The following is a 25,528-nucleotide window of genomic DNA, read 5'->3' on the forward strand; positions in this document are numbered from 1 at the left end:
CGTGTCCGGCTGGAAGCGCCGGCAGGTTCAGGCGCTCATCGCGACCAGCACGCGGCGCTTGCCGGAAAACGGTGCGCGGCCATGCGACATCAGGAGGTTGTCGAGCACCAGCGCATCGCCGGCTTGCCACGGGAACGCGAGCATCGTGTCGCGATAGACCGCGCGGATCTCGCCGAGCATGGAAGCGTCGATCGGCGAGCCGTCGCCGAACAGCGTATTGCGCGGCAGCCTGTCTTCGTCGACGACCTCGAGCAACGCTTCGCGCACCGCGTCCGGCAGGCCGGAGACGTGGAACAAATGCGCCTGGTTGAACCAGACCATCTCGTCCGTCAGCGGATGGCGCAATTCCGACTGGCACACCTGACGCGTGCGCAACGCCTCGCCATCGTCGAGCCATTCGTAGTCGATCCGGTTCGCACGGCAATAGCGCTCGACTTCGGCGCGATCCTCCGTGCCGAACACCTGCTCCCAGGGCACATCGAGGCCGTTGCCGTAGTTGCGCACGTACATCACGCCGTGCTCGGCGAAACGCCGGCGCAGCGCCGGGTCCAGCCGTCGATACACGAGACGGCTGTCGGCGACCGGCGTCGACCCGCCCGTCGCGGCGGCGATATCGCAATAGAACCAGATCGAGCCCGGCCATTTGAGCGTGTAGGATTGCTCGTTATGCTGATCGATCCACTGGTCGGCCGGATATTCGGTCGACGAGTACACGTCCTTTTCGATGCGGCTGCGCGGCGTCGATGCGAATTCGTAAGAAAGCAAAGGTTTGCCGAAACTCGCGGTGAACGCATTGAAGGCGCCCGCGTCCAGCGGCGCGAAACCGCGCAGCAGCACGCCGCCGAACTGCCTTTTCGCGGCGTCGACGCGCTCGCGCAACGCGGCCGGCAAGGCGGCATCCGCACCGTTCGCGGGTTCGATCACAAGCACGCGTGTACCGTTTTCCTCGATCACGCGCTCGCGGAGCGTCGCTTCGCTGTTGCTCCTGCTGCTGATCATTGCATCCATGCTTCACCTCTTGCACCAGTCGGCACGTGCGCCGGCGTGCCGTGCGAAAGCGCATCGGCGACGTTTTGCAGAACCGCGACCGGCGATACATCGAGATAGAAATGACCGCCGTCGAAACGGCGATGAGCGAACGCACCGCGTGTTTCGTCCCGCCAGCGCGCGACATCGTCCGCGCGCGCGGTGGCGGGATCGTCGCGGCCCGTGAACACGGTGAGCGCGCAGTCGAGCGGCTCGCGCGTGCCCGCGACCGCGTTCGCGCCGCATCCCGGCGCATACGTGCCGCACAGATGAAAGTCGGCACGCAGTGTCGGCATCAGAAATCCGATCAGATCGCGATCTTCGAGCAGCGCGTCCGGCGTGCCGCCGAGCGTGCGCAGCTTGTCGATCATCTGATCGATGGTGCTGTCGAGCCAATGCGTCTCGCGAACGCGGCAAACCGGCGCAACCGATGCAGACGCCCCGAACCAGCGCGCCGCGCCCCAACCTCGCGCGCGCAACGCATGGAGCAGTTCGAACCCGATCAGCGCACCCATGCTGTGCCCGAACACTGCGAACGGCAGCGACGGGTCACGCGCGCGACGCCACTCGTCGCACACGGCGTCGATCAGCGCGGGCCATTGCACATGCGCCGGCGTATCGCGGCGCGCGCCGTGCCCCGGGAGTTCGAGCGGCACGACCTGCACCTGTGCGGGCAGAACCTGCGACCATCGCCGATACCGCGAGGCAGCGCCGCCGGCATGCGCGAGACAGAAGAGTTGCAGCGCCGGCGCGTGCACGCCGGCCGCGGCGGCGACCGTCATGCGTCAGGCAGCCGAATCGGCCTGGCTCCGGGCGGCGGTATCGGCGTCCATCGCGCGACGCAGACTGAGCGGACGCATGTCGGTCCAGACTTCGTCGATATGCGCGAGGCATTCCGCCTTCTTGCCCGACTTGCCTGCCTGCCGCCATCCGGCGGGAATTGTTTTGTAGTCCGGCCAGATCGAATACTGCTCTTCGTCGTTGATGACTACGTGGAAGTTGGTGTCGTCGTCGCCCCAGCTCATTGATCGCTCCGATGGAACTGCAGCCGAGCGGCTGCCACGGGTAAAGGACGCAATGAATCTCATCTGGCCGCTCGATGCGCAACGGCTTTTCGCAGTGGTCGCCGAACGCCGCTGCAGCATGTATAAATGAGAATCATTGCTGTTTGGAAGTGGTACTTTGAGCGTCGAGTCCGGCTTTGTCAAGCGGCTGAAGATCGATCGCCGCTCCTTTAGCACATTGAAAGAATGACGCAAATATCTTGGATCGATGCTTCGCCCGTATGCATCCGATGGATCGCTTCATTAGATCAAATGCGAATCATTTGCATTGCAACAGAAAGTCCGCCATCATGACGGCCGTCTATCTTCCCGCTCGAGAAAGCGATGAATTCGCCGATTCCCAACGCCGCGCTCACCGACAATATCAACCGTTCGCAGGTCGTCCTCGACTCGCTTCTGACGCGCCAGTCGCACTGGCCGCTCGCCGAGCCGGGACCCAGCGACGCCGAACTCGCGCAGATCTTCGATGCCGCGTTGCGCGCGCCGGATCATGCGCGTCTGCGTCCCTGGCGTTTCGTGCTGGTGCGAGGCGAGGCGCGCGGCGCGCTGGGCGACGTGCTCGTCGATCTCGCCTGCGCGCGAACGCCCGATGAACCGCGTTCGGCGCATGCGCATCGCCGTCAGAAGGCGTTCGCCGCGCCGATGGTAATCGCGCTGGGCGCAGCCGTCGACGACACCTCGCACGTACCGGAAATCGAGCAACTGATGTCCGTGGGCGCGGCGACGATGAACCTGCTGAACGCGATTCATGCGCTCGGCTACGGCGGCTTCTGGGCGACCGGCGACGACGCCTACGAACCGGCGATGCACGCGGCGCTCGGTTTCGGTCCCGCCGAGCGACTGCTGGGCTTTCTGTTCGTCGGCACGCCGCAGCGTTTTTCCGGACGTGGCGCGGCGCGTCCCGAGCGCGCCGGGTTCGTGCGCGAATGGACCGCCCCGGCCAGCACCGGCGCGTCCTGATTCATCCTGACTTGCGCGGGGCGCGTCGAGCGCGACGCAAACGTTGCGATCGCGGGCGTCAATACAAAGCAAAGAGCGAGGTCGCGCGTGCGCCCGCCGCCGAGGCCGACTCATCACGCTTCAATGAGACAACCCATCAAACTTTCCCCGCGCGTCGCCGTTTTCGCCGCCATCCTGCTGCTGATCCTGTTCGTGTTCTGGGCGCTGCTGTTCAGGACGGTCGAGCACATCGACACGGTGCCGATCGCGCGCGGCGACATTCAGGCGAGCGTCACCGCGCTCGGCACCTTGCAGCCGCATAGTTATGTCGATATCGGTTCGCAGGCGTCGGGAGAAATCCGCCGTATCACGGTGCAGCCCGGCGACGCGGTGAAAAAGGGGCAACTGCTGGTCGAGATCGATCCGAGCGTGCAGCAGGCCCGTTACGATGTCGATGCATCCGCGCTCACCAGCCTGCGCGCCAAGCTCCGCGGCGAGCAGGCGAAGCTCGACTTCACGCAGCATCAGTACGAGCGTCAGCGCCGCATGATGTCGGAAGGCTCGACGCGCGATGAAGACCTGCAAAGCGCCCTCTCCGTATGGCAATCCTCGCGCGCGACGGTCGCGGACCTGCAGGCGGAAATCGACGGCGCGCGCGCCACGCTGCAAGGCGACGAAGCCCAGCTCGGCTACACGAAAATCTATGCGCCGATGTCCGGCACCATCGTCACGCTCGACGCGCGGGAAGGGCAGACGCTCAACGCGACCTATCAGACGCCGATCATCCTGCGTATCGCCGATCTTTCGACGATGACCGTCTGGACTCAAGTGTCCGAAGCCGACGTGCTGAAGGTCAAGCCGCGCATGCCGGTTTGGTTCACGACGCTCGGCACGGACAAGCGCTGGAACGGCACGGTGCGGCAGGTGCTCCCTTCGCCGCCGAATGCCGCCGCGCCCGCCAACGGCGAGCAGCAGGCGGCACCCGCCGCCAATGCGGCCAACGCGGGGAAGGTCGTGTCCTACACCGTGTTGTTCGACGTGCGCAACGAGGACAACCAACTGATGCCGCAAATGAGCGCGCAGGTGTTCTTCATCGCGGAGCAGGCCCGCGACGTGCCCATTGCGCCATTATCCGCGCTGGTCGCGGTAGCCGGTTCGAACGACCGGTACAGCGCTCGCGTGCTGGTCGACGGTCATATCGTGACGCGCGACGTGCGCGTCGGCATACGCGACCGGCTCAATGCCGAAGTGCGCGTGGGTCTCGCGCCGGGCGATCGCCTCGTCACCGGCATCCGCCGCGTGCGTGGCGCCGACGGCAAATTCGAATGGTGACGCCCGTGTCCTCCGCCGGCGCGCCGCTCATCGACGTGCGCGACCTGCGAAAATCGTACAGCGGCCATGACGGCGAGCCGCCGGTCGACGTACTGCGCGGCGTGACGCTATCGATCGCGGCGGGCGAGTTCGTCGCCATCGTCGGCGCGTCCGGCTCAGGCAAATCCACGCTGATGCATATCCTCGGCTGCCTCGACCGGCCATCGTCGGGCAGCTATCGCTTCGCCGGGCGCGATGTCGTCGAACTCGGCCCCGACGAACTCGCGTGGTTGCGTCGCGAGGCGTTCGGCTTCGTGTTTCAGGGCTATCACCTGATCGCGACCGAGACTGCGCGCGAGAACGTCGAGTTGCCCGCAGTGTATTCGGGCATGTCGCCGGACGCGCGCCGCACCCGCGCGACGGAACTGCTGACGCGGCTCGGCTTGGCGGCCCGGCTCGATCATCGGCCGCATCAGTTGTCCGGCGGACAGCAGCAGCGCGTGTCGATCGGTCGCGCGCTGATGAACGGCGGACATATCGTGCTGGCCGACGAACCGACCGGCGCGCTCGATTCCAGGAGCGGCATCGAAGTGATGGCGCTGCTCGCCGATCTGTCGGCGGCAGGCCACACAATCATCCTCATCACGCATGACCGGCAGGTGGCCGCGCAGGCGCGCCGCGTGATCGAGATTCGCGATGGCGAGATCGTCGCGGATTCGGGACGCGCGGTCACGCAGGCGTCACCGCCTGAAGGCGCAGCGGCACACGCGATGCTCGACGCGATGTCGCACGGCGCGACGCACACCGCATCGTTCGCAGCGGACGCGCAGGAAGCGTTGCGCGCCGCGTGGCGCGTGGTCTGGATCAATCGCTTTCGCACGCTGCTGACGCTGCTCGGAATCATCATCGGCGTGGCGTCGGTGATCGTCATGCTGGCGATCGGCCGAGGCACGGAGCGCGAGGTGATCGCCAAAATGGCGAGCTTCGGCACGAACCGCATGTATGTGACGCCCGATGGTCCGAGCGCGCACGCGCTGGGCGGCACGCTCTCGGTGGCGGATGTCGAACTCGTGTCGCGCGTGCCGAATGTCGAATTCGCGATGCCTTTTTTGACCGGCAACATAACCGTGCGTTACGGCAATCAGGACGCGCGCACCTCGCTGTGGGCGGTCGGCCCGCAAGGCTCGCGCGTGCTCAACTGGAAGCCGGCGCGCGGCATTTTCTTCGATGAGAACGACGAACACAATCTGGCCACGGTCGCGCTCGTCGGCAAGCGTCTGCGCGAGAAGCTGTTCGGCAATGCGAATCCGGTCGGCAAGTACGTGCTGGTGAACAACGCGCCCTTCCTCGTCATAGGCGAACTGGAAGAAAAAGGCGCAACCTCGGGCGATGCGGACGACGACGACGTGCTGCTGATCCCGTACTCCACCGGAAGCCGCCGCGTGCTCGGCACGACCGATCTGTCGTGGATCTCGGTTCTGGTCCAGCGGATCGGGCTGTCGTCGCAGACGGCGGCCGAGATCGGCGCGGTGCTGGAGCAGGCGCATCATCTGCACGATTTCCACATCTACGATCGCGCCGCGTCGGTCAAGGCGCAATCTGAGACGCAGGACACGCTCACGCTGATGCTCGGGCTGATCGCGGGCATCTCGCTGCTGGTGGGCGGCATCGGCGTGATGAACATCATGCTGATGACCGTCAAGGAACGCACGCGCGAAATCGGCATTCGCATCGCGACCGGCGCGCGGCAACGCGACATCATGCGGCAATTTCTTACCGAAGCGATGCTCGTGTCGGGCATCGGCGGTGCGCTCGGCCTGATCGCGGGCATGCTGATCGGCGCCGTTCTGATCGCGGCGAACATGCCGGCGATTTTCTCGGTGCGCGCCATCATCGGCGCATTCGCGTGCGCGTTGCTCACCGGGCTCGTGTTCGGCTTCATGCCCGCGCGCAAGGCCGCACGCCTCGATCCGGTGATCGCGCTGGCGAACGAGTGAGGCCGACATGAAACGATGCCCGTCCCTTGCTTCACTCACGTTCCTCACGGCCGCCGCCACGTGCGCCCTGCTCTCCGGATGTCTGAGCCGTCCGCCGCTGCCGACAGCCGATGTCGCGACGCCCGCCGCGTATCGCCATGCATCGTCCGCCGCCGGCGGCGATATCGTCAGCGCCGACTGGTGGCGCAGTTTCGGCAGTGTCGAACTGGATCGGCTGGTCGCACAGGCATCGGCGCGGAACAACGATCTTGCCGCCGCCGTCGCACGGGTGAAGCAGGCGCGCGCCAGCGCGACCATCGCGGGCGCGGCGCGGCTGCCGTCGGTCACCGGTTTCGCCGATGCGAGCCGCGTCGGCGGCTTTATGATCAACGACAATCTGCCTAGCGGCAGCGCGTTCGACCTCGGCCTGTCCGCGAGTTACGAGATCGACTTCTGGGGCAAGAATCGTGCGACGCGCGATGCCGCCATCGAGCGCGTGCGCGCCTCCGCTTTCGATCGCGCGACCGTGCTGATGACACTGACCGCCGACGTCGCCGATGGCTGGCTGCAGACCGTCGCGTTGCGCGAACGCGAGACGCTCGCCGAGCGCAATCTGCACACCGCGCGCGAGATTCTGCGCACTGTCGAATCGCAATTTCGCGCGGGCTACGTGACCGCGCTCGATGTCGCGCAGCAGCGCACGCTGGTGGCGTCGCAACAGCGCACGGTGGCGTCGCTGCATCAACAGGCCGATGACAGCGAGGCGCTGCTCGCCACGCTTCTCGGCGTTCCGGGCGACGGGTTTCGCCGTCGCGACGCGCACCCTCGACTCGGTCGGCGCGCCCGATGTGGATGCAGGCGTTCCGTCGTCCTTGCTCGTGCGCCGTCCGGATGTCGCGTTTGCGGAAGCGCAGCTTGCGGCGGCCCACGCGGATGTCGCCGCCGCCCGCGCGGCAATGTTTCCCAGCATCACGCTGACCGCGTATGTGGGCACTGGCGGCGACCAGGTCCGGCGCATCTTCGACAACCCTCTCTACAGTCTCGCGGACGGCTTTACGGCACCGATCTTCGAATGCCGGCGCACTCGCGGCCGGGCGCGACCTCGCGCTCGCGCAGGAGGAAGAACTGCTCGCGGCATACCGCCAGGCCATCGTGACGGCATTTGCAGATGTCGAACGCGCACTCAACGCGATAGCCGGCGCAGACGCCCAACATCGCGCACAGGACGACGAACGGCACGAAGCGCAACACACGCTGGAACTCGCAAGAAGTCGATATCAAGCAGGCGCGCAGACCGCACTTACGGTTTTGGATGCACAGCGCACGCTCTACAGCGCCGACGACGAGCTCATCCAGACGCGTCTTGCGCGGTTGCTGGCTGCGGTTTCCATGTATCGGGCGTTGGGCGGCGGCTGGCACGCTGACAACGCGCGCACGCGACATTCAATTCATTCTGACTAAGCGACGACCGGGCTGACGGGTTTTTGCATTACATAACGAAATGAGAAGTGTTGCATTTACGACCAACTTCATTAATCATGACCACTTTTATGGAATGCTAAGGGTCGAGCTCATGACGCCCGGAATAGCACAGAGACCAATCCATTTATAGGAAACTATGGAGACCCCGCAATGTATTCGATGAGGAACTCCCCGGCAAACGATGCGATTGCAGGATATTGCGACACCGGCGAGCAAATCACGATTGATGCGGTTCGAGCTTGGTCCCCTCCGCTCTGCGACGCCATGCGTCGCAGAGCGACATAGCGTGCCGTGGCTTGCAAACTTTCTTCACAGGCTGCGGCGTCTCTTAACGACACGGAATCAACATTTTTCGCGCCCGCAGTTACGTTTACCTATCATTAGGGGGAGTGACAAATATGACACCATTAACACAAATCTATTTGTTACGCGAAAGAGTTGGCGGCGAGAACGACTTAGAACTCGAAACGATATTGGCGACGAATAAGAACATGATCGCTACCCTAACCTATGTAATCGGCTGACGATAAGCCGGCCAAGTTTGGCATTCGATCTTCCAACCGATCTTTTGAAGATCGTCGCATCCCATTTATATAACACGTAACGAAACTCAGCTCATTCATCCAGCTCGACGTAGATTTTGAGATATCCAGTTCGATAGGCTTCCCCCTCTCTCTGCGCATTGAAAGCGCCGGCGTGTACGCGTCTTCTATATTTAAAGGATAACCAAATGTTGCTCGAGACTCATGGACGTTACCGGAAGTCGAGCCCAAGCAGAAGACACCCAGCTTTTTATATTAATGGGCTGGACTTCATAGCACGTCCCGCAAAGTTCAAGTATGCCGCCTGCATCGATCTTCCGGTACGAGGAACCTTGACTTTGTGGCGTTTTCGCGCTGAATGGCTGTCAACCTCTCGGGAGCAAGCCTACTCTTGGCTTTCCGCGGCAGAGCTGAGACGTGCAAAGAATTATCCTAATTCAGCTCTTAGCAAGCGTTACCTGGTCGGACGCTCGATGCTGCGACTCATTCTATCGCGCATGCTCGACTGTGATCCCAAAAGTGTCGTTTTGGCGGACGGGACCGACGGGCAACCAGTCATGACATCTCCGCAAGCACGTGGAAAAGTGCGTATTCATGTCGCGAATGCCGGCATATGGATGATCGTTGGCTTAAGCCAAACCGATCTTGGAATCGGCGTAGTGTTTCCTGGATCAACTTCCCAATCCGACAGAACATCTTCCATGTCGTTCTGGACTGGCACACCGATAACTCTCTCCGATGGAAATTTTTCAGCGCATGAATGCTGAACCTAGGCAACAAGAGGCGCGTTATGCAAGTCTAGCCAAACTCGCGTCAATTGGTGTTTTCACATCTAACCCAGCAAGTGCAAGTGAAAGCGGAGCAGCCACAATTATCAAAAGCGGCGCGGGCCACAAGTTTCACGTCATCGACCTGCCCATGCCCGGAAATATCGCCGCTGCCGTTTCTACACCACAGATCATCACCCGAGTCGATGCTTTTGGTTGGACCCGAAACTAAGCCTTATCTTCGAAGGCGTACATACCCCACTTGTGACGCCGTTTGAATATGCATTCGATCAAACGGAGGGCGAAATTTTACTGCCTACAAGCAGAGCCTGCCAACCGTCTCCATGTTCGGCCATTCGACCTAATGCAGCCTATCCCACAGCCTTCAGGGGCAAAGCAGCCAATCCGAATGCTTTGTTGTTCGGATTGGCCATTATTAAGCTCCTACGGCGTTCAAAGATAAGCCCGTTCGATCAGACGGTTTTCAGCTTCGATCCGAGCCAAAGCACGACGGCGAAATGTCCCCCAGACGAAGCCGCCTGCGCAAATTGTGGGAATCAACTCTTCCGCCTATTAGCCGCTGCAGACGCCCCGCAGGCATCAGCATTCAATTGATGCCTGCGGTGGACAACCGAAAACTGGGCAAATGCACCAATCCAAGACGTCCTCATCTTTATACCTTGATTCGATTTCTAGGTTTCTGCGCGACCTGCGCACGAAGACGATTCGATTCGTGCGGAGTTAAGGACGGTCTGCAGAACACGGTTTAAAATGCCTGTGCACCATGTAGACGTTGGAGCAGTTTTTTTATCCAGCTCGGTCCATCAATGACAGAGGCGATGGGCCCAATTGTGCCCTCAACGAGGGTGCGGGGCGAGTTCAACCTGCGGTGTCTTTTACGCTTTGCGCAGCGCCTTGCGCACCATCCATAAATTGCCCAACGCAAATAATGTGGTGATCTGTGCGGTGTTCTTCGCCAGCCCCCGGTATCGCGTCTTCAAATAACCAAACTGTCGCTTGATGATTCGGAACGGATGTTCGACCTTTGCACGAATCCCGGCCTTCAGTCGTTCTATCTTGTCGTATATCGCATCGAGAGGATTCTTCAAGTTCAATTTCCTTCGCTTGCTGGGCCGCATCGCAATATGCCATCGAGCCGAGCCCGTTTGCTTACGTTTTTCGATGCCTTGGTATCCAGCGTCAGCGTAAACATCCGTTTCTTCACCGTGCAATAGCGCAAGGGCCGCGTTGATGTCGTGCTCGTTAGCCGCCGTGCCGATGACCGTGTGAACGAGGCCTGATTCTGCGTCCACGCCTATATGCGCCTTCATGCCGAAGTACCAATTCCTGCCTTTCTGGGTCGACTGCATCTCCGGGTCACGTGTGCCCGACCCGTTCTTGGTCGAACTGGGCGCTGCGATCAACGTAGCATCGACAGCCGAACCGGCTTTAAGCATCAGTCCCTTTTCATTCAATATCTCATTGACGACCGCAAGAATCTGCGCAGCGATGCCATGCGCTTCGAGCAGGTGCCGAAACCGCAAGATAGTCGTTTCGTCTGGAACACGGGTCATCCCTCCATCGAGGCCTGCGAATTCGCGATACAGCGGGACATCATAGACGGCTTCTTCCATCGCTGGATCCGACAGACCAAACCATTGCTGGAGGAAGTGAATTTGCAACATCGTCGCTACCGGAAATGGCGGCCGACCGGTCTTCCCCTTCGGATAATGCGGCTCGATCAATGCAATCAGCCTCGACCATGGCACCACTCGTTTCTCGTCCAGAAACTCCCGCTTACGCGTGCGCTTGGTTGACAGGTCCAAGCCGAGATGAAGCTGCGTCATCGTGATGCCTCCAAGTCGCTTGTTTACTAATAGTATTCCTTATTGTAACCACAAGAAGGAGTTCTGCAGAGTCTCCTTAACGAACCTCTTTTGCCATGGCCGCTCTGACCAAGTACGTTGAAGCGATCCATCCCGCGATCTGAACCTATACCCGCGCAGTACATAGTTTGGTCCGAGGCCGTAAAACGTTTTGCGGGTTGGTCTGTGGATAACTCCATTTCGATGTATGCGTACATCGAAATACATCGTAAGCAGTCGTTCAAGGGCTCTCGCCGATCACGAGTTCGTGTCCGCTGCGCCAAGAGTTTTGAGAAGTCGGCAATGCTCCGCCTTCTGACCGTGGCAGTCAGCGACCTGTCGAAGCGCGCGCCGCATTCGCTGTAGATCCCGGATTTTGGCTTCTATAGCCTCAAGGTGACTGCGAGTCATACGGTCCGCATCCGCGCAAGGTTGATTGGGGTGATTCGCGAGCGCGAGGAGTTCGCACATCTCATCGATCGTGAAGCCGAGTTCGCGCCCGCGCCGGACGAACGCAAGTTGCTCAACAGAGGCATCGTCGTACTGTCGATATCCGTTGCTCGTACGATTTGCGGCAGGCAACAGTCCGACTTTTTCGTAGTAGCGGATGGTTTCAATATTGACACCGGAGAGCTGGCTCAGCGTACCTATGGAGTAGGTGTCGGACATAGCTTGACCCTGTAGTAGCTACAGGGTTCAGGATACCTCCTTCAGCATCTACTGGAGAGCGCTATGCCCGGACACTGTTGTGACCACTGCGAGGATGACCGGATTCGGCCAAGCGAAGGCTATCGCAAGCTGCTCTGGATCGCGTTGGCCGTTAATTTCCTAATGTTCGCGGTCGAGGTGTTGTCAGGCTTTCGCGGGAAATCTGTTTCACTGTTGGCGGATTCGCTCGACTTTCTCGGCGACGCAGCCAACTACGGAATCAGTCTGATCGTGCTAGGCATGAGCATGGCCGTTCGCGCACAGGCTTCGCGGCTGAAGGCGGCTTCCATGTTCGCGTTCGGCATTTGGGTGCTGGGCATAGCGTGCTGGCATTTCCACACTGGTGGTTTGCCGAGTGTGACTACGATGAGCGTCGTCGGAGTTTGCGCACTCTTGGCGAACGCTGCGGTAGCGGCGCTTCTCTTTCGGTACCGGGAAGGAGACAGCAACATGCGCAGCATCTGGCTGTGTACCCGTAACGACGTGCTCGGAAACGTCGCAGTCCTGCTTGCGGCCTTCGGCGTATTTGGAACCGGATCTGCGTGGCCCGATCTGATCGTTGCTGCAATCATGTCAACTTTGGCGCTGACCTCGGCAGTGCACATCCTGCGTCAGTCGAGGGCCGAATTGCGCGATGGCACAAACAGACACCCCGCTTAAGGCGTACTAAAAGACATCCTTTCGTTTCTTGTCGCGTCAGGTCCCCAGGATTTTGCGTATCGCGCGTGCGAAGCCGACGTCAAAGACGGTTCGACCATGTTCGTTCAAGATCTCTCCGTGGGTGCCCTCGCGCAATCCTTGGCGTTTCAAGTAGTCGGCCGAGACGACTTTCTCCAGCGCCTCGCGTTCGGACGGCGTGAGCTGTGTGTTGAGGCCACCTCGCGTCGGAAGCACGATGACTGGACCAGGATTGCCGGCACCGACTGGGCGTCGATCCACAACAACCTGCATGTTGGCCTTCAACAGGTTGACCTCGGCCTTCAGCTTGTCTCTCTCCGCGATGACGGCCTGCATGACCGAGCGGATGGCAGGATCATGAATCCGCGTCAGATATTCGTGGCTTGCCAGGAGCTTCGACGACTGCAATATGGCCGGCCCGACATACGCGGCCCAAGCGGATATCAGCTCTCGGTAGTCCACCGACTGCGTCTTGTAGAGGGCACGCCCCTTCAAAATACCTTCAGCCTCAAGCAAGCGACCGATCGTAGGAAACGAAAAATCGCGTGAGCCCGACGCTTGATGCCGACGGCAAATCTCATGCGTCGCTTTGAGTCTGGTTCGCCGATGCGCGCGGCCGCCCTTGGCAAGCAGCGCGTCGAGCACAACGCTCGGATGTTCTAGCGTCGTGTCACTCATCCGCCTGCCTCTTTGATGGATCGAGGTCTGCGCACCGGTGTTCCACTGGCATCCCATTTGGGCAGCAGCGCGGCGAGATCAATGCCGAACCGCTTGCTCAAGCTCTCACCCGCGTCCATCACGTTAATGACCTGCCGCGATCCGAGAACCGGGTTGCTGGGATTCATCTGCTGCGCGAGGCGACGCATAAACGCGTTCCCCGCGCAGAGTTGTTCTCCTTCACTAAGTAGCATGAACATGGGCGCCACGTTGTCGCGGTACAGCACCGCATCGAGCAACTGACTGCGCCGAAATACAGCCTTTCCGGCATCAAGATCCGGATAGAGCTCAACGTTCTCGCAAACACCAGCGAGTTGCAACAGTTCCGATTCGGTTTCTTCGAACGCGATGTGTACATCACTCGCGGTGCCGACGGCCAACAACTGTGTCGCGGTACCGCCGTCCGTTTCGAGCGCAGCTTTGCAGCGCTCAATGAGCCGCCAACAAGCCGCCAGATCCTCAGCGAAGTCGTTAAATCGCTTCAGTGAGCCTTCCCATACCCGTTCCGCTTGTCGATACGCGTCGAGAGAGAGAAATACCTGATCAGAGTCTTCGGCTTCAGCCTTTTCCTTCTTCAGATCGAGTAGCACCGTCTCGCTTACGAGGCATGCGTTGCGTGCTTCGTCGAAGTGGTAAGCGATAGTGTTGAAGTGCGCCGCGAGCGCCGGCAAATAGTGCGGCTCCGTCACGAACCAGCGGCACCGCACGCAGTTACGATTTCCTCCCGGGACGGGGGCGTGCTTCGCGTTGCCGAAATTCGTACCTGGAAAGATCTCCGGTCCTCCGTTGTGGCATCCACCTACGGCTCGATTCTCCGTCGTGTCGCTCGTGTTGCCGCCAACAATACAGACGCCGTGATGCATTGGCATCCAGCCAAGCGGATTTCGTGCCGCCGGATGTTCCGGAATCGCGCTCGCAACGCTGGCCACACTGTTACAGATTGCTGATTCCAGGAGCGCATCATGCGTAGTGTCGAGCAGAAAGTTCTGGATACTCGCGTCTTTGTTCGCCTCCAGGCGTGCCGCCGCATCGAGAAGCACATTGTGAATATGGGTCGGGCCGGGCTTGGTGTAGTACAACGTCATGACCAGACGACTATGGCCGGCAAGCTTCTGCAACACTGGAAACGGCACTTGGCCTTCGAGCGCGAGCGCTGTAATCAACGAGACTCGCAAGCTATGCAGCGGAAATAGCGTTCTCTTCGTTGATTCGGGTGGGAGCAGGCGAATGGCCATGCCATTGTGGTGTGTCTCAGCACGCGCGGCTAGACGCGATTCAAAGGCTTTTGCAGATGAAACCAGCATGTGTTGAGTGCTTGATCCTGAAGCGGGAAGTTGCGCATCCGCGCGGTAGGATACTCTGGCAACCGGAACAGAAAACACGCATCGGGGCAGTCGGCTAACTGAATCTCCGTCTTGACCATGATGTGTCGTCGATCCAGTTCTGCCCACGAGGTGCGACGCAAGATAGGGTTGTACTTCTCTTGCCAGTTACGGAGCTTCTCGAGCCAGTAAAACACGTTCTGATGAACGGCTCCGCCGTGAACCCACGGCAGCAGATACCCTTTACCTGCTCTAGTCTTCGAGATATCAGCCGTCTTGTTTGTGTTGATGTAAAGGACCGTCGACTCGTCGCCCGTGCGATCAACGGTGCGCCGGAACACGCCCTGTTGCAAAGGCCGAGATTCGCTACCTTCAGAAATCTCGCCTCTGTTGAGGCCCCAATGACCTGCCGTGTAGCGCCAAGTATCAGCTTCGCCCGAGTCAAGCACGCGAACCTGGCTGGTCCGCAGCGGCAGGATGAGCTTCACGAGCAATGCGACCCATCGGACGGGGCTCCACATTTGCAGCGCCTGGCCATTACGATAGCCGCGACTGTATTTGCGTACTCGCCAAACGCAATCCGGGTCTTCGTGGTCGATCCGGTCCTCAGAAATATCGAACCAGTCCGGCGCGCCCGCGCCGAAATGCCCGATCTTCGATCCGAGCGCGCTCTGAGCCCACTGCCAATCACAAAAATGAGGCCCGGCTGCCAGCATCTGTCGTAGTTGATCGATATAGCCATACGGAAGCGGGGAATGGACGCTCTCATCGCGCTTTGGCATTCCCTTCTTCGACAAGTGCAAGATCGGGTTGTGGTAGCCCGCAGTAACGACGGGCATGTTGCCTTCACCTATCTCACTGAAATTCCGCATCAACACAAATTGCAGGAAGCCGCGGACAACGTTGTTTGCGCTGATACCCCACGGAGAGTTCGGAACCGCAGAGCGAAAGTCCGGAAGACACGTAGTCCGTAGAAGAAAAACGGTTGGATCCAACGGCAAGCTCTGGCCGACGAGATAACGCTCGAAGAAGTAGGACAGCGCCTGCAGCCGTTGGGGGAGACCGCTCGGCTCGCCCCGCAGCCACTCTACCGCCAACATTTGCCATTCCGCAAGTTGTGGGTAGAGTTCTGTCACCCAGGTCAGGGTTGCGTCCGAGTCACGGCGCAAACTGCACTCGAGCCGTGCTGCCTTCCGGCGGCGCTTGCGTATGAGTGGAGAGGTCGCTTCCATAGGACTCGCTCGAATGCCTGTTCAAGTAAACGGGCCAAACTTCGATAGCGGCACAGCTTGATCGCCTTGAAGTCGCTTTACCGCTGCGTCGAGTGCGTCTCGGATCTCACGCAAGCCCGCTCGTGTGTAGATCTCTTGGCTCTCGATGCACGAGTGATGCATGAAACGGCGGATCAGTGACTTCTCAACGCCTGCGCGCTTCAGACGCTGCCCATAAGCATGCCGGTGCCCGTGGGGTGTTGTGCCGAGCGTCTTTCCAACTTCGAGCCCGATGCGCTTGCACGCGGCCGCGTGAGCCTTGTTGTATTGAGTGAGCGTGTACATTGCGCCGTACGGCTCGCGCTTGAGGTTGATGAAGGCGAATGGATGGTCGCGGTCAAATCGCGCGACCTGCTTCAGATAGCAGTGCCATAGCTCGAGAAACCACTCGCCGTAATGCGGCACGAACCAGTACGCCTGTTTGTAGAAAGGGGCGTCGTGCATGCCGCCCTTCCAGCCGGCGTGACGTCGATCGAGCAAATCCGTGCGCGGCACGAGACCGAAGCGTTGACCGAGGTAATCCGCCCGATTCGACTTGCGCGTGCGTCCCAGCTCGTCGCACCAGTCCGCAGGTGCGGCGCCGTATCGAGGATGGTGAATGAGCACCTTGGCTTGGCGAGGATTCTGTGAATCAGAAAATACGTCCTGTACGTAAACATGAAACGGCTCCGACTCTCGAAAGCCCGCTCCGTGCAGCAGCAACGTGATCAAGATGCCGCGATAGTCGTATTGGCCACCGTGGCGAAAGCCTTTAAATAGCAGCGCTTCGAAGTGGTGTTCGGGAAAGGCAGGTGGCTCGCTTTGAGCGATCTTCGGCAGGCTTCGATATCGAAGCCGATACCCTGAGTATCGTGGGGTCGGGTTCGACGCCCAGATATGTCCGAGGAACGCTTTGCTTCTACGATACTGGTAAGCTTCCTCATCAGTCTGTTGATCGAAGGCGCTACTTGCGTACCGCGGATTGACCATCAATGCTTCAGGACGAATCTCCCCAAGCCAACTGAAGAAGTCGCTCAGGAGGTGGATGATGATGCGCGCCGCGTCGTTCGGCGAGCGAGGTAGCCAGCAGAGTCCGGTCGCGTCCAACCCCGTCTCCCGATCAAACGTACCTGTATAAAGACGCTGCGCGAAATTCTGAAACAAGCGGTGAGCGTCGCGTTCAGACGGATTGACCTGGATGTACTCCAGAAAAAGTCTGATCGAACGTGTGACCTTGCGCATCCATTCGAGACTTCGATCATGGCTGCGGTGAAGAAAGTAGTCGACCAGCGGCTCGAGGACGCCGCTTGCAGTGAGCAAGGCGGGGATCTCGGTGTAGACGTTGGTCTCGTCTGTCAAAACCTTCGCTTTGATGTTGACGAACATCGCGCGGAAATAGCTATACGCTACGCACGATTCAAGTCAGTTCGTTGACCGTGGCGACGTCATCGTCAGGCGTCGACTGTTGCATATGGCTGCTATTCTGACGAAAGCGTCACGGCGACAAGAGAAGCAGCGCGCTTATACGCCCCGGCCGTCGCGAGCGGTCTGAGACTTCATTCGACTTCACTGCCGTCAGTGTCGGCATTCTGTGTGCGGTGTTCATGACTCATCGCAGCGCTTGCGAGCGCCGCAATAGATGCTGGAGTCTTCTCCTTACGTTCGCTATAACGGTCGTTAAGGTACTCCGAGCGGTCGCGCACGAGCAGCGTGAATTTGTAAAGCTCTTCCATCACGTCGACGACTCGATCGTAGTAGCCCGATGGCTTCATGCGACCGTCTTCGGCGAACAAACGGCTATAAGAAGTCGGGCGCAGTGAGCCGTACAGCAACAAGACGCGAGGCGGATGCTGTGATATCGCTCGGGGTTCCAGCTTGCGAAGATCGGGCGTATCAAGATGCGGAAGACTGACGTTCGGGAGTTCAGTGGACATCGTTGGGAATAGGCTACAGGGTAATGGAGCGCGAAAGCAAAGCGGCAGTCGATGGGCACAGCTCAGTTGCCTGGCGCGTTGCGAGAATCGAGGCAGGTACAAGCTCTCGGTTGACGTGCTTAAAGCCGGTCTTCGTGAAGAACGCTTCGGCGTCCGTTGTGAGCAACCATGCGGCACACGCGCTTGAGTCGAATGCCTTGCGCAGCAGCAAAGAAATCAGATTGCGGCCGATGCCTTTGCCACGATAGGGAGGCTCGACCGTCACCGAGCGGACGAGCACATCGCGCCCATATTGCTCGAAGCCGCCATAGCCGCCGCGCGAGCCATCAAGCGTGTCGAATGCGAAGAAACGACGGTTCGGTTCACTCAGGTCGTCGACCGGCAGGTGGGCGCGCACCAGAGCGTCGACAAGATTTGCATCGTCTCCCGCGATCTCTAGTGCGAGGATAAACGGGACGCCTTCCTCCTTGAGGATATTCTTGCCGGGCGATCGCTCAATGAGGTCGAGCACCACATCTGAGGGCCGGCACAACCGTGTACCGCGAGGCGTGACGACGAACGGTCTGTTGATCAGGATCGGATGAGCAAGCATCGCGTCAATCAACTGCGCGGCTGTGAGGGACGAGTCGTCAAGCTTCAAGTCGTGGTACGGCGTTCCCTTGATTCGCAACGCGTCGCGAAGGCCCATGCCGCTATGGGCGATGAGTCGTTCAAGCGTCGCCCGGTCGGGCGGCGTCTTCAAATACTCGATGACCTGCGGATTCAAACCAGCTTCGCGCAGCAGCGCGAGCACGTTGCGCGACGTACCGCATTCAGGGTTGTGATAGATGATTGTGCTCAAGGTCTTCTCTCAGGCGGCCTCGTACCATTGTTGCGAGCGGTTCTCGACGCCAACCACAAGCAGCATGACCGGCACCTCTATCAGCACGCCAACGACCGTTGCGAGCGCTGCACCCGACTGAAACCCGAACAAGCTGATCGCGGTCGCGACCGCCAGTTCGAAGAAATTGCTGGCGCCAATCAGACTCGACGGGCCTGCTACGCAGTGCGCGACACCGAGTTTGCGGTTCAGCAGATAAGCAAGTCCGGAGTTCAGAAATACCTGAATGAGGATCGGAACAGCGAGCATTGCAATGACCAAGGGCTCACTCACGATAGCCTGTCCCTGGAACGCGAAGAGCAACACCAGCGTGGCGAGCAGTGCGCAAATTGAATAAGGACCGAGACGCGACACCGTGCGATTGAAGTGCAATTCGCCCTTCGCGAGCATTACGCGACGAAGCACCTGCGCGACAACGACCGGAATGATGATGTAGAGCCCAACGGACGCGATGAGCGCATCCCACGGAACGGTGATGGCCGACAGTCCAAGCAGCAGCGCCACGATCGGCGCGAACGCGACGATCATGATCGCGTCGTTCATGGCCACTTGAGACAGCGTGAAATACGGGTCGCCCTTGCAAACCTGCGACCAAACAAAGACCATCGCTGTGCAGGGAGCCGCTGCGAGCAAAATGAGCCCGGCAATGTAGCTGTCCAGTTGCGCGGCCGGTAGCCATGCCGCAAAGATGTGGCGCACGAAGATCCAGCCGAGCAGCGCCATTGAAAACGGCTTGACGAGCTAGTTCACGAACAGCGTGACGCCGATCCCGCGCCAGTGGCCCCTGACCTGCGACATGGCGCTGAAGTCGATCTTGATGAGCATGGGAATGATCATCACCCAGATGAGCACGCCGACCGGCAAGTTGACCTGCGCCACTTCCATGCGGCCGACGGCCTGAAACAAGGACGGCAGCCATTGGCCCAACGCGATACCTGCGACGATGCACAGCGCGACCCACACCGTCAGGTATCGCTCGAAGAAGCCGATGGCGGGGCCACTTGCTCGGGAAACAGAACCAGTGCTACTCATTGCAATCCTTGGCGGTGCGTTTTACGTGCTGCTCTGCTTACGATCTGCGGGCGCACAGAAAGCGATTGGGGAAACACGGATCTCACGCGAACGGTCACGCGGCTCTCCGTAGACGGGCGCATGCTCAAGCGTTCGGAACGTCTCCCACGCGATACCCTGAGGGTCCACAGTCCAGGTCTTATCTGACTTTGCGTAGCAGCAGGTCGTCGCCGTTTGATCCGTGACGGGCAGTTCGGCATTCGCAAAACGAGTTCGCATCTCAGCGAGTTCATCATCCGACTCGCAAGTATGTATTCGGACTCGGGGGGAATAACGCTGTGGCTAAGCTCACAGCTCGCGTCCGCACGCACGAACGTCGTACCGTGCGGATTCGATATTCTCGCATCCGAGCTGCTCGGTGGCGGATGGCCGAAAGGTGCGCTTACTGACTTGCTGGTGCAGCAGCCGGGTGTCGGCGAGCTGCGTTTGCTGCTTCCCGCACTACGCGCCATCGCATCGCGACGAATAGCGTTTCTCCAGGCGCCCCATCGTTTCCAACCAGAAGCAGCCGCGTACTGGGGCCTGCCCGAGACATCGCTTCACGTAGTGCGCGCCTCGAAGACGGCCGACGCACTGTGAGCTGCCGAGCAAATTCTTCGATCCGGTACCTACGGTGCGTTGCTGTTTTGGCAGACCCATGTCCGACCCGAGGCCCTACGGCGGTTGCATCTTGCCGCGCAGACAAGCGAGACCATATTTTTCATGATTCGCCCGCTCGCCAGTGCGAGCGATACCTCGGCTGCTCCTTTGCGCATTGCAGTGCGTCCTCACCGCGATGCGGTCGCGCTTCAATTCATCAAGCGCCGTGGACCCGCGCGCGATGAGCAACTCATTGTTGAACTTTCCCACTCGCCCATCCTGTTGAACCGCCATGCAAGTCTGGATTGGCATGTACCTGCCGCACCTCAGCCGCGATGTATTCCAGCCGAACTGGTCACCGATCTCTGACGGAGGCCTGGTCGTGCTCGATCATGATCGCGTTGTCGATTGCGACATAGCCGCGCACGACGCGGGCATGCGCAAAGGCGGCGTACTGACGCTCGCGCCCGACGTCCTCATCTACGATAAAGACGAAGTCCGAGAGCAGCAGGCTGCGGTCGACGTGGCCACCGCCATGATGCAGTTCAGCCCGTTGGTCACGATTGCCCCCGAGCAAACCATTCTGATGGACATGTCCGCCAGTCTGCGACTCTTTCATGGTGCGCGCGCACTACGGCGAGCGCTGCGAGGCTCTCTGCACGCGTTCGGCTTCACGGTGCAGGTGAGCGTTGCGCCGACTGGCCAAGGTGCGTGGCTGCTGGCGCGTTATCGTGGAGGACGACGATTATCCATCCGGTCGTTCCTGCGGCAGCTCCCTTCACTTCCCGCGATGCTGCTGCCAGAAGCCCGTCGATTTGCCGACTGGTTTCAGGGGCTTGGCTGCGCCAGTGTCGCGGATCTCCGGCGCTTACCGCGCGCGGGGCTGAAGAAGCGCTGCGGCGTAGCGTTGCTCGATACCCTTGATCGGGCGGTTGGAGAGGCACCCGAACTGTACGAATGGGCTGAATCACCGCCTACGTTCAACGCTCGAATCGAGCTTCCGGACCGCGTCGAGCATGCCGAAGCCGTCCTTTTCGTGGCCCGCCGGCTGATCGTTCAGTTGACAGGTTGGCTGGCAAGCAAGCAATACGCACTCACGCGGTTTTCGATCAGTCTTGAACATGAGCGCGGCCGCTCCGCGTTGCCCCCCACGACAATTGAAATTGCGCTCGCCGAACCGACCTGGCATGAGGAGCATCTGACGCGTCTTCTCAAGGAAAGATTGGGTCGCATCGAGTTGGCGGCCGCCGTGATCGCGGTGCGGCTGGAAGTCAATAATGTAGAGGCCGCCGCGCGGCCATCGGACTCCTTGTTTCCAGAGCCAGGAGGCACAGCGGCCGACCATAACCGCTTGATGGAATTGCTCGTTGCGCGTCTGGGTGCGGAGAACGTATTACGCGCAGCTCCCATCGCGGATCATCGTCCTGAAGTGATCTCCAACTGGGTGCCGGTTACGAGCGATGCGAAAGGCTGTCCGCTTCCCGGGGATCAACCGCGCCCATCCTGGCTGCTCGAAACACCGGTGCAACTGATGACGCGCCAGCATCGGCCTTTCTACGGCAGCCCGTTGCGGACCGTATCGCCCGGTGAACGTGTCGAGGCAGGATGGTGGAACGGCGCACTGGTCACACGCGATTACTATGTTGCCGAGGCCGACGACCACACGTGTTACTGGATCTACCGTGAGCGCGTCAGCAGTCGTAGCGACGAGGATCCACGATGGTTCCTGCATGGGCTTTTCGGGTGAAGCATCATGGAGCCGTTTCCGTCAACGCTGCCCGGCTACGCCGAGTTGCAGTGCTTCTCCAACTTCACGTTTCTTCGTGGCGCTTCGCACTCGGAGGAGCTCATTCAGCGCGCTGGCCAGCTTGGCTATCTCGCGATCGCCATCACTGACGAATGCTCGCTCGCCGGCATCGTGCGCGCACACGTCGCCGCCAAGGAAGCGGATGTACGGCTTATCGTCGGCGCGCATTTCCAACTGACCAACGCTGACGGAACTGCCGCCCTTGCCTTCACGGCACTCGCCACGAATCGTAACGGCTACGGCAATCTCTCCGAACTCATTACGCTCGCTCGCACCCGCACCGTCAAGGGCACGTACCTTCTTTCGCCTCAAGATCTTGCGCGTCCAGAAGCGCCGTATGCGCATCTTAAAGGGCTGCCTGACTGCCTCATTATCTTGTCACCGGAATATCCGGCCAGAGAACAACGGCTCAGTGCCCAAATGGATTGGCTTGCACAGACGTTCGAGGGACGATGCTGGGCCGCGTTGACCCTTCATGCGCGGGCGATGGATGATATCCACCGCGGCGTCGTCGAACACGTCGCCAACCTTCATGACGTGCCGGTTGTGGCGACCGGTGCCGTCACCATGCACGTGCGCTCGCGAAAGCCCTTGCACGATACGCTGACCGCTGTGCGTCTGAATCGCTCCATCGCCGAGTGCGGGTTCGAGTTGGCTCAGAACGCGGAGCAGCACTTACGCCCACGCCTGCGTCTATCCAATTTGTATCCCGAGCGTGCGCTTGCCGAGACGCTGACAATCGCTAATCGCTGCGCATTCTCGTTGGACGAGCTGCGATACAAATATCCCGACGAACTTGTCCCACCCGGCACCACGCCCACCGCATACCTCCGGCAGGAAACCTATATTGGCGCGCATCGGCGCTTCCCTGCAGGCATTCCACATGGCGTCCAGACGCAGATCGAACATGAACTCGCGCTCGTCGCGGATCTCCGTTACGAGCCTTATTTCCTGACGGTCTACGATCTTGTACGCTTCGCTCGCAACGAAGGAATCTTGTGTCAAGGACGCGGGTCCGCAGCGAACTCAGCGGTCTGCTACTGCCTGGGCGTGACCGAGGTCGATCCCGCGCGAAGCTCGATGCTTTTCGAACGCTTCATCTCGAAGGAGCGTGGTGAGCCGCCTGACATCGACGTGGACTTCGAGCACCAGCGGCGCGAGGAAGTCATCCAGTACATTTATCGCAAATACACGCGCACACGCGCGGCGCTGGCGGCTGCCGTTACGACGTATCGCCCAAAGAGCGCCTTGCGGGACTCGGGCAAAGCGCTAGGCGTGGATCCCGTGATCGTCGACAAGGTGGCCAAGTCGCATCAGTGGTTCGACTCCAGCGCGGACCTCCTGAATCGATTTGTCGAATCAGGGCTGGACGCATCGACGCCGATCATCAAGCAATGGGCCAACCTTGCGGCACAACTGCTCAATTTCCCGCGTCATCTCTCTCAACATAGCGGTGGCTTTGTCATCGCGCGTGGCAAGCTTTCGCGGCTCGTGCCAATCGAAAACGCCGCGATGGTTGATCGCAGTGTCATTCAATGGGACAAGGACGATCTCGAAGCGCTGGGGCTGCTGAAAATGGACGTGCTCGCGCTCGGCATGCTGTCCGCCATACGGCGCACGCTCGATCTGATCGCGAAACAACGGGGAGAGCCCTTCGAGTTGCAAGACATCCCGGCCGAGGATCCTGTGACCTACGAGATGATCTGCCGCGCGGATACGGTGGGCGTCTTTCAAATCGAGTCACGCGCGCAGATGAGCATGTTGCCGCGCCTGCAGCCGCGCGAATTCTATGACCTCGTCATTGAGGTGGCGATCGTGCGACCGGGTCCCGTGCAAGGCGGCATGGTCCACCCTTATCTCAGACGCCGACAAGGCATCGAACCCGTGTCGTTTCCCAGTCCCGAGATTGAGACCGCACTTGCTCGCACGCTAGGTGTACCAATCTTTCAGGAGCAGGTCATGCAAGTCGCGATGCTCGCCGCCGGCTTCACGCCGGGCGAGGCCGATCAATTACGACGTGCGATGGCCGCATGGCGTCGCAAAGGCGGCCTGCAGCAGTACTACGATCGCATCGTCAGCGGCATGCTCGAGCGCGGCTACGATCGTGACTTCGCAGAATCGATTTTCTCGCAGATACAGGGGTTCGGCGAGTACGGGTTTCCTGAAAGCCACGCGGCAAGCTTCGCCCTGCTCGTCTACGCAAGTTGCTGGCTCAAGTGCCATGAACGGGCAGCGTTTCTTTGCGCAATGCTCAACAGTCAACCGATGGGTTTCTATTCTCCCTCGCAATTGGTGCAGGACGCCAAGCGTCACAACGTGCGCGTGCTGCCAATCGACGTCACGATCAGCAACTGGGACTCGGCGCTCAAAGGTGAAGGCTCGATGGCGCCGGTTCGCCTTGGCATGTCGCTAATTCGCGGCATGCGGGACGAGGCGGCTGCGCGCATCGAGGCTGCTCGATCGGTCAAGCCATTTGAGACGGTCAACCTGGCCAACCGCGCCCGGCTCGATCGGCGCGACCTGCAATTGCTGGCTGACTCGAACGCGCTCGCTTCACTCTCTGGAAATCGGCGAGAGGCACTTTGGCAGGCGGTTGCGGCTGTTCCGGACAAAGATCTGTTGCGGGCGACCGCATGAGAGGAAGAAGTGCCCGTATTAGGTGCGCCGACCGAAGCGCAGGACATCGTAGGCGACTACCACGCAACCGGGCTAACGTTAAATCGACATCCGCTTGCGCTGCTGCGCGAAAGGCTCGACGGGAAAAAAATTTTTGCCGCATCAAAACTCGCGACCTACCCAAATGGTCGGCGTGCCAAAGCGTGCGGAATCGTGACCGTACGCCAGCGCCCGGGAACCGCGAAAGGTGTGCTTTTTATCACGCTAGAGGACGAGACTGGCCAGATCAATGTGATCGTCTGGCCTTCGCTGGTCGAGAAATTCAGAAGAGAAGCCCTTGGTGCTTCGCTCCTCGGAGTTTATGGGGTGTGGCAAAAGGAAGGGGAAGTAAAGCATCTCGTCGCGAATAGGCTCATCGACATGACGGCACTATTAGGGCATTTGGCCACGTCGAGCCGGAACTTTCACTGAAGCAAAACTTCGCGGCGAATGAAACCCGCAACAAGGAACCGTTGCCGACCGCAACCTTACGCAAAAATCAACAAGCCACTCTTAGCTGCTGTTCAACCGAAAGCCGTGCGAGCGACCGTTGGGTCTGCTTATGGGCATCTAGGAGCCATATGCCGTTGCGGACATTCGAGCCGCTCGATTCAACGAGCGCACGAGGCCAAGCCTCTTGAGATGCGGAGTCACTAGGCTCCGGACAAAAGAGATGCAAAAAGCTGCATCTTTCGCGTCCACGTTCATCCGAATTCTCTTCACCATTCCATGCTATGCCCCGGTTGCCTAACGTGCGTCTGCGAATCGGGCGCATACGGGCGACAACCACGCCTTGACTCGGCGATGTTCCGGTAACACTGAACGCTCACCCGTCCACCCGCGTGAATGAGGCGTCGTGAGGACAAGAACAATCAGAGCACTTGTCAGGCGTCCATTAACACCAACGAGGTTTGCAGAAAAATGTCGGTTGCAATTCCATCCTTTCGCCTGACGG

19 protein-coding genes and 5 pseudogenes are annotated in these 25,528 nt (G+C 60.0%); 12 read left to right on the forward strand and 12 right to left on the reverse strand.

Going from position 1 to position 25,528, the window contains the following annotated elements; translation table 11 throughout:
* Positions 1 to 27: 27 nt before the first annotated feature.
* From P9292_RS01130 to P9292_RS01140, 3 genes are read right to left on the reverse strand one after another with little or no spacing between them, the layout of a single operon-like run.
* The gene (locus tag P9292_RS01130; RefSeq protein ID WP_309851986.1) at positions 28 to 1,008 is read right to left on the reverse strand and encodes a TauD/TfdA family dioxygenase; all 981 of its coding nucleotides are present in this window, start codon (positions 1,006 to 1,008) and stop codon (positions 28 to 30) included.
* A complete protein-coding gene (locus P9292_RS01135) occupies positions 996 to 1,808 on the reverse strand; it encodes an alpha/beta fold hydrolase (protein ID WP_309851989.1) in 813 nt (270 codons plus the stop codon). Before P9292_RS01135 ends, P9292_RS01130 begins: the two co-directional genes overlap by 13 nt.
* A 3-nt stretch (positions 1,809 to 1,811) precedes the next feature.
* Complete coding sequence (locus P9292_RS01140; protein ID WP_309851991.1) at positions 1,812 to 2,051, reverse strand: MbtH family NRPS accessory protein; 240 nt, start codon at positions 2,049 to 2,051, stop codon at positions 1,812 to 1,814.
* A gap of 363 nt (positions 2,052 to 2,414) precedes the next feature.
* Here P9292_RS01140 and P9292_RS01145 point away from each other — a divergent pair, with 363 nt between their 5' ends.
* The 8 genes and pseudogenes from P9292_RS01145 (at position 2,415) to P9292_RS01175 (ending at position 9,339) form a co-directional block, all read left to right on the forward strand.
* Entirely contained in the window at positions 2,415 to 3,050 is a 636-nt protein-coding gene (locus P9292_RS01145) for a nitroreductase (protein ID WP_309851994.1), read from the forward strand.
* A gap of 123 nt (positions 3,051 to 3,173) precedes the next feature.
* Positions 3,174 to 4,361 carry an efflux RND transporter periplasmic adaptor subunit gene (locus P9292_RS01150; protein ID WP_309851997.1) on the forward strand — a complete coding sequence of 396 codons (1,188 nt, stop codon included), beginning with the start codon at positions 3,174 to 3,176 and terminating at the stop codon, positions 4,359 to 4,361.
* A complete protein-coding gene (locus P9292_RS01155) occupies positions 4,355 to 6,337 on the forward strand; it encodes a MacB family efflux pump subunit (RefSeq protein ID WP_309957816.1) in 1,983 nt (660 codons plus the stop codon). The genes P9292_RS01150 and P9292_RS01155 overlap by 7 nt, the downstream gene beginning before the upstream one ends.
* A gap of 7 nt (positions 6,338 to 6,344) precedes the next feature.
* Positions 6,345 to 7,043 (forward strand): annotated as a pseudogene (locus P9292_RS43065) (TolC family protein); the annotation flags it as partial.
* Positions 7,044 to 7,068: 25 nt separating this feature from the next.
* Positions 7,069 to 7,341, forward strand: a pseudogene (locus tag P9292_RS43070) (TolC family protein); the annotation flags it as partial.
* A complete protein-coding gene (locus tag P9292_RS01165; RefSeq protein ID WP_409015110.1) occupies positions 7,301 to 7,777 on the forward strand; it encodes a TolC family protein in 477 nt (158 codons plus the stop codon). The pseudogene P9292_RS43070 and the gene P9292_RS01165, both read left to right, overlap by 41 nt.
* 751 nt (positions 7,778 to 8,528) lie before the next feature.
* Entirely contained in the window at positions 8,529 to 9,107 is a 579-nt protein-coding gene (locus P9292_RS01170; protein WP_309852004.1) for a hypothetical protein, read from the forward strand.
* Positions 9,097 to 9,339 carry a hypothetical protein gene (locus P9292_RS01175; RefSeq protein WP_309852007.1) on the forward strand — a complete coding sequence of 81 codons (243 nt, stop codon included), beginning with the start codon at positions 9,097 to 9,099 and terminating at the stop codon, positions 9,337 to 9,339. The genes P9292_RS01170 and P9292_RS01175 overlap by 11 nt, the downstream gene beginning before the upstream one ends.
* 664 nt (positions 9,340 to 10,003) lie before the next feature.
* Here P9292_RS01175 and P9292_RS01180 read toward each other — a convergent pair.
* Complete coding sequence (locus tag P9292_RS01180) at positions 10,004 to 10,954, reverse strand: IS5 family transposase (RefSeq protein ID WP_309957820.1); 951 nt, start codon at positions 10,952 to 10,954, stop codon at positions 10,004 to 10,006.
* 276 nt (positions 10,955 to 11,230) lie between these two features.
* Complete coding sequence (locus P9292_RS01185; protein ID WP_309852664.1) at positions 11,231 to 11,641, reverse strand: helix-turn-helix domain-containing protein; 411 nt, start codon at positions 11,639 to 11,641, stop codon at positions 11,231 to 11,233.
* A 63-nt stretch (positions 11,642 to 11,704) separates the two neighbouring features.
* Between P9292_RS01185 and P9292_RS01190 the strand changes: the two genes are divergently transcribed.
* Positions 11,705 to 12,340, forward strand: a complete 636-nt coding sequence (locus P9292_RS01190; RefSeq protein WP_309852667.1) for a cation transporter — start codon at positions 11,705 to 11,707, stop codon at positions 12,338 to 12,340.
* Positions 12,341 to 12,376: 36 nt separating this feature from the next.
* Here P9292_RS01190 and gmtX read toward each other — a convergent pair whose 3' ends face one another.
* The 7 genes and pseudogenes from gmtX to arsB form a co-directional block, all read right to left on the reverse strand.
* Positions 12,377 to 13,036 carry a gamma-mobile-trio protein GmtX gene (gene gmtX / locus P9292_RS01195; protein WP_309852669.1) on the reverse strand — a complete coding sequence of 220 codons (660 nt, stop codon included), beginning with the start codon at positions 13,034 to 13,036 and terminating at the stop codon, positions 12,377 to 12,379.
* Positions 13,033 to 14,379, reverse strand: a complete 1,347-nt coding sequence (locus tag P9292_RS01200) for a hypothetical protein (RefSeq protein ID WP_309852672.1) — start codon at positions 14,377 to 14,379, stop codon at positions 13,033 to 13,035. The genes gmtX and P9292_RS01200 overlap by 4 nt, the downstream gene beginning before the upstream one ends.
* The gene (locus P9292_RS01205) at positions 14,340 to 15,629 is read right to left on the reverse strand and encodes an integrase family protein (protein WP_309852676.1); all 1,290 of its coding nucleotides are present in this window, start codon (positions 15,627 to 15,629) and stop codon (positions 14,340 to 14,342) included. The genes P9292_RS01200 and P9292_RS01205 overlap by 40 nt, the downstream gene beginning before the upstream one ends.
* Positions 15,630 to 15,650: 21 nt before the next feature.
* A complete protein-coding gene (gene gmtY / locus P9292_RS01210; RefSeq protein WP_309852679.1) occupies positions 15,651 to 17,033 on the reverse strand; it encodes a gamma-mobile-trio recombinase GmtY in 1,383 nt (460 codons plus the stop codon).
* 170 nt (positions 17,034 to 17,203) lie between these two features.
* On the reverse strand, positions 17,204 to 17,581 hold the full coding sequence (locus P9292_RS01215; protein WP_309852682.1) for a hypothetical protein: 378 nt from the start codon (positions 17,579 to 17,581) through the stop codon (positions 17,204 to 17,206).
* Positions 17,582 to 17,594: 13 nt separating this feature from the next.
* The gene (arsN2, locus tag P9292_RS01220) at positions 17,595 to 18,422 is read right to left on the reverse strand and encodes an arsenic resistance N-acetyltransferase ArsN2 (RefSeq protein WP_309852685.1); all 828 of its coding nucleotides are present in this window, start codon (positions 18,420 to 18,422) and stop codon (positions 17,595 to 17,597) included.
* 9 nt (positions 18,423 to 18,431) lie between these two features.
* A pseudogene (gene arsB / locus P9292_RS01225) lies at positions 18,432 to 19,493 on the reverse strand (ACR3 family arsenite efflux transporter).
* 288 nt (positions 19,494 to 19,781) lie between these two features.
* Here arsB and imuA point away from each other — a divergent pair.
* The 3 genes and pseudogenes from imuA (at position 19,782) to P9292_RS01245 (ending at position 25,005) form a co-directional block, all read left to right on the forward strand.
* A pseudogene (imuA, locus tag P9292_RS01235) lies at positions 19,782 to 20,480 on the forward strand (translesion DNA synthesis-associated protein ImuA).
* Positions 20,404 to 21,858 (forward strand): DNA polymerase Y family protein, encoded by a 1,455-nt coding sequence (locus P9292_RS01240; protein ID WP_309852688.1) that lies wholly within the window; start codon positions 20,404 to 20,406, stop codon positions 21,856 to 21,858. Before imuA ends, P9292_RS01240 begins: the two are co-directional and overlap by 77 nt.
* Before the next feature lie 6 nt (positions 21,859 to 21,864).
* Positions 21,865 to 25,005, forward strand: a pseudogene (locus P9292_RS01245) (error-prone DNA polymerase).
* Positions 25,006 to 25,528 lie beyond the last annotated feature (523 nt).

Origin of the sequence: Caballeronia sp. LZ001 (assembly GCF_031450875.1) — a bacterium.
Classification (GTDB): domain Bacteria; phylum Pseudomonadota; class Gammaproteobacteria; order Burkholderiales; family Burkholderiaceae; genus Caballeronia.

Bases quoted from the DNA above. Each gene is read 5' to 3' on its own strand.
- P9292_RS01200 (WP_309852672.1), bottom strand. From the start codon at position 14,379: ATGCTGGTTTCATCTGCAAAAGCCTTTGAATCGCGTCTAGCCGCGCGT.
- gmtY (WP_309852679.1), bottom strand. From the start codon at position 17,033: ATGTTCGTCAACATCAAAGCGAAGGTTTTGACAGACGAGACCAACGTC.
- P9292_RS01165 (WP_409015110.1), top strand. From the start codon at position 7,301: ATGTGGGCACTGGCGGCGACCAGGTCCGGCGCATCTTCGACAACCCTC.
- P9292_RS01150 (WP_309851997.1), top strand. From the start codon at position 3,174: ATGAGACAACCCATCAAACTTTCCCCGCGCGTCGCCGTTTTCGCCGCC.
- P9292_RS01140 (WP_309851991.1), bottom strand. From the start codon at position 2,051: ATGAGCTGGGGCGACGACGACACCAACTTCCACGTAGTCATCAACGAC.
- P9292_RS01155 (WP_309957816.1), top strand. From the start codon at position 4,355: ATGGTGACGCCCGTGTCCTCCGCCGGCGCGCCGCTCATCGACGTGCGC.
- P9292_RS01215 (WP_309852682.1), bottom strand. From the start codon at position 17,581: ATGTCCACTGAACTCCCGAACGTCAGTCTTCCGCATCTTGATACGCCC.
- P9292_RS01175 (WP_309852007.1), top strand. From the start codon at position 9,097: ATGAATGCTGAACCTAGGCAACAAGAGGCGCGTTATGCAAGTCTAGCC.
- gmtX (WP_309852669.1), bottom strand. From the start codon at position 13,036: ATGAGTGACACGACGCTAGAACATCCGAGCGTTGTGCTCGACGCGCTG.
- P9292_RS01135 (WP_309851989.1), bottom strand. From the start codon at position 1,808: ATGACGGTCGCCGCCGCGGCCGGCGTGCACGCGCCGGCGCTGCAACTC.
- P9292_RS01190 (WP_309852667.1), top strand. From the start codon at position 11,705: ATGCCCGGACACTGTTGTGACCACTGCGAGGATGACCGGATTCGGCCA.
- P9292_RS01170 (WP_309852004.1), top strand. From the start codon at position 8,529: ATGTTGCTCGAGACTCATGGACGTTACCGGAAGTCGAGCCCAAGCAGA.
- P9292_RS01205 (WP_309852676.1), bottom strand. From the start codon at position 15,629: ATGGAAGCGACCTCTCCACTCATACGCAAGCGCCGCCGGAAGGCAGCA.
- P9292_RS01145 (WP_309851994.1), top strand. From the start codon at position 2,415: ATGAATTCGCCGATTCCCAACGCCGCGCTCACCGACAATATCAACCGT.
- P9292_RS01130 (WP_309851986.1), bottom strand. From the start codon at position 1,008: ATGGATGCAATGATCAGCAGCAGGAGCAACAGCGAAGCGACGCTCCGC.
- P9292_RS01180 (WP_309957820.1), bottom strand. From the start codon at position 10,954: ATGACGCAGCTTCATCTCGGCTTGGACCTGTCAACCAAGCGCACGCGT.
- P9292_RS01185 (WP_309852664.1), bottom strand. From the start codon at position 11,641: ATGTCCGACACCTACTCCATAGGTACGCTGAGCCAGCTCTCCGGTGTC.
- P9292_RS01240 (WP_309852688.1), top strand. From the start codon at position 20,404: ATGCAAGTCTGGATTGGCATGTACCTGCCGCACCTCAGCCGCGATGTA.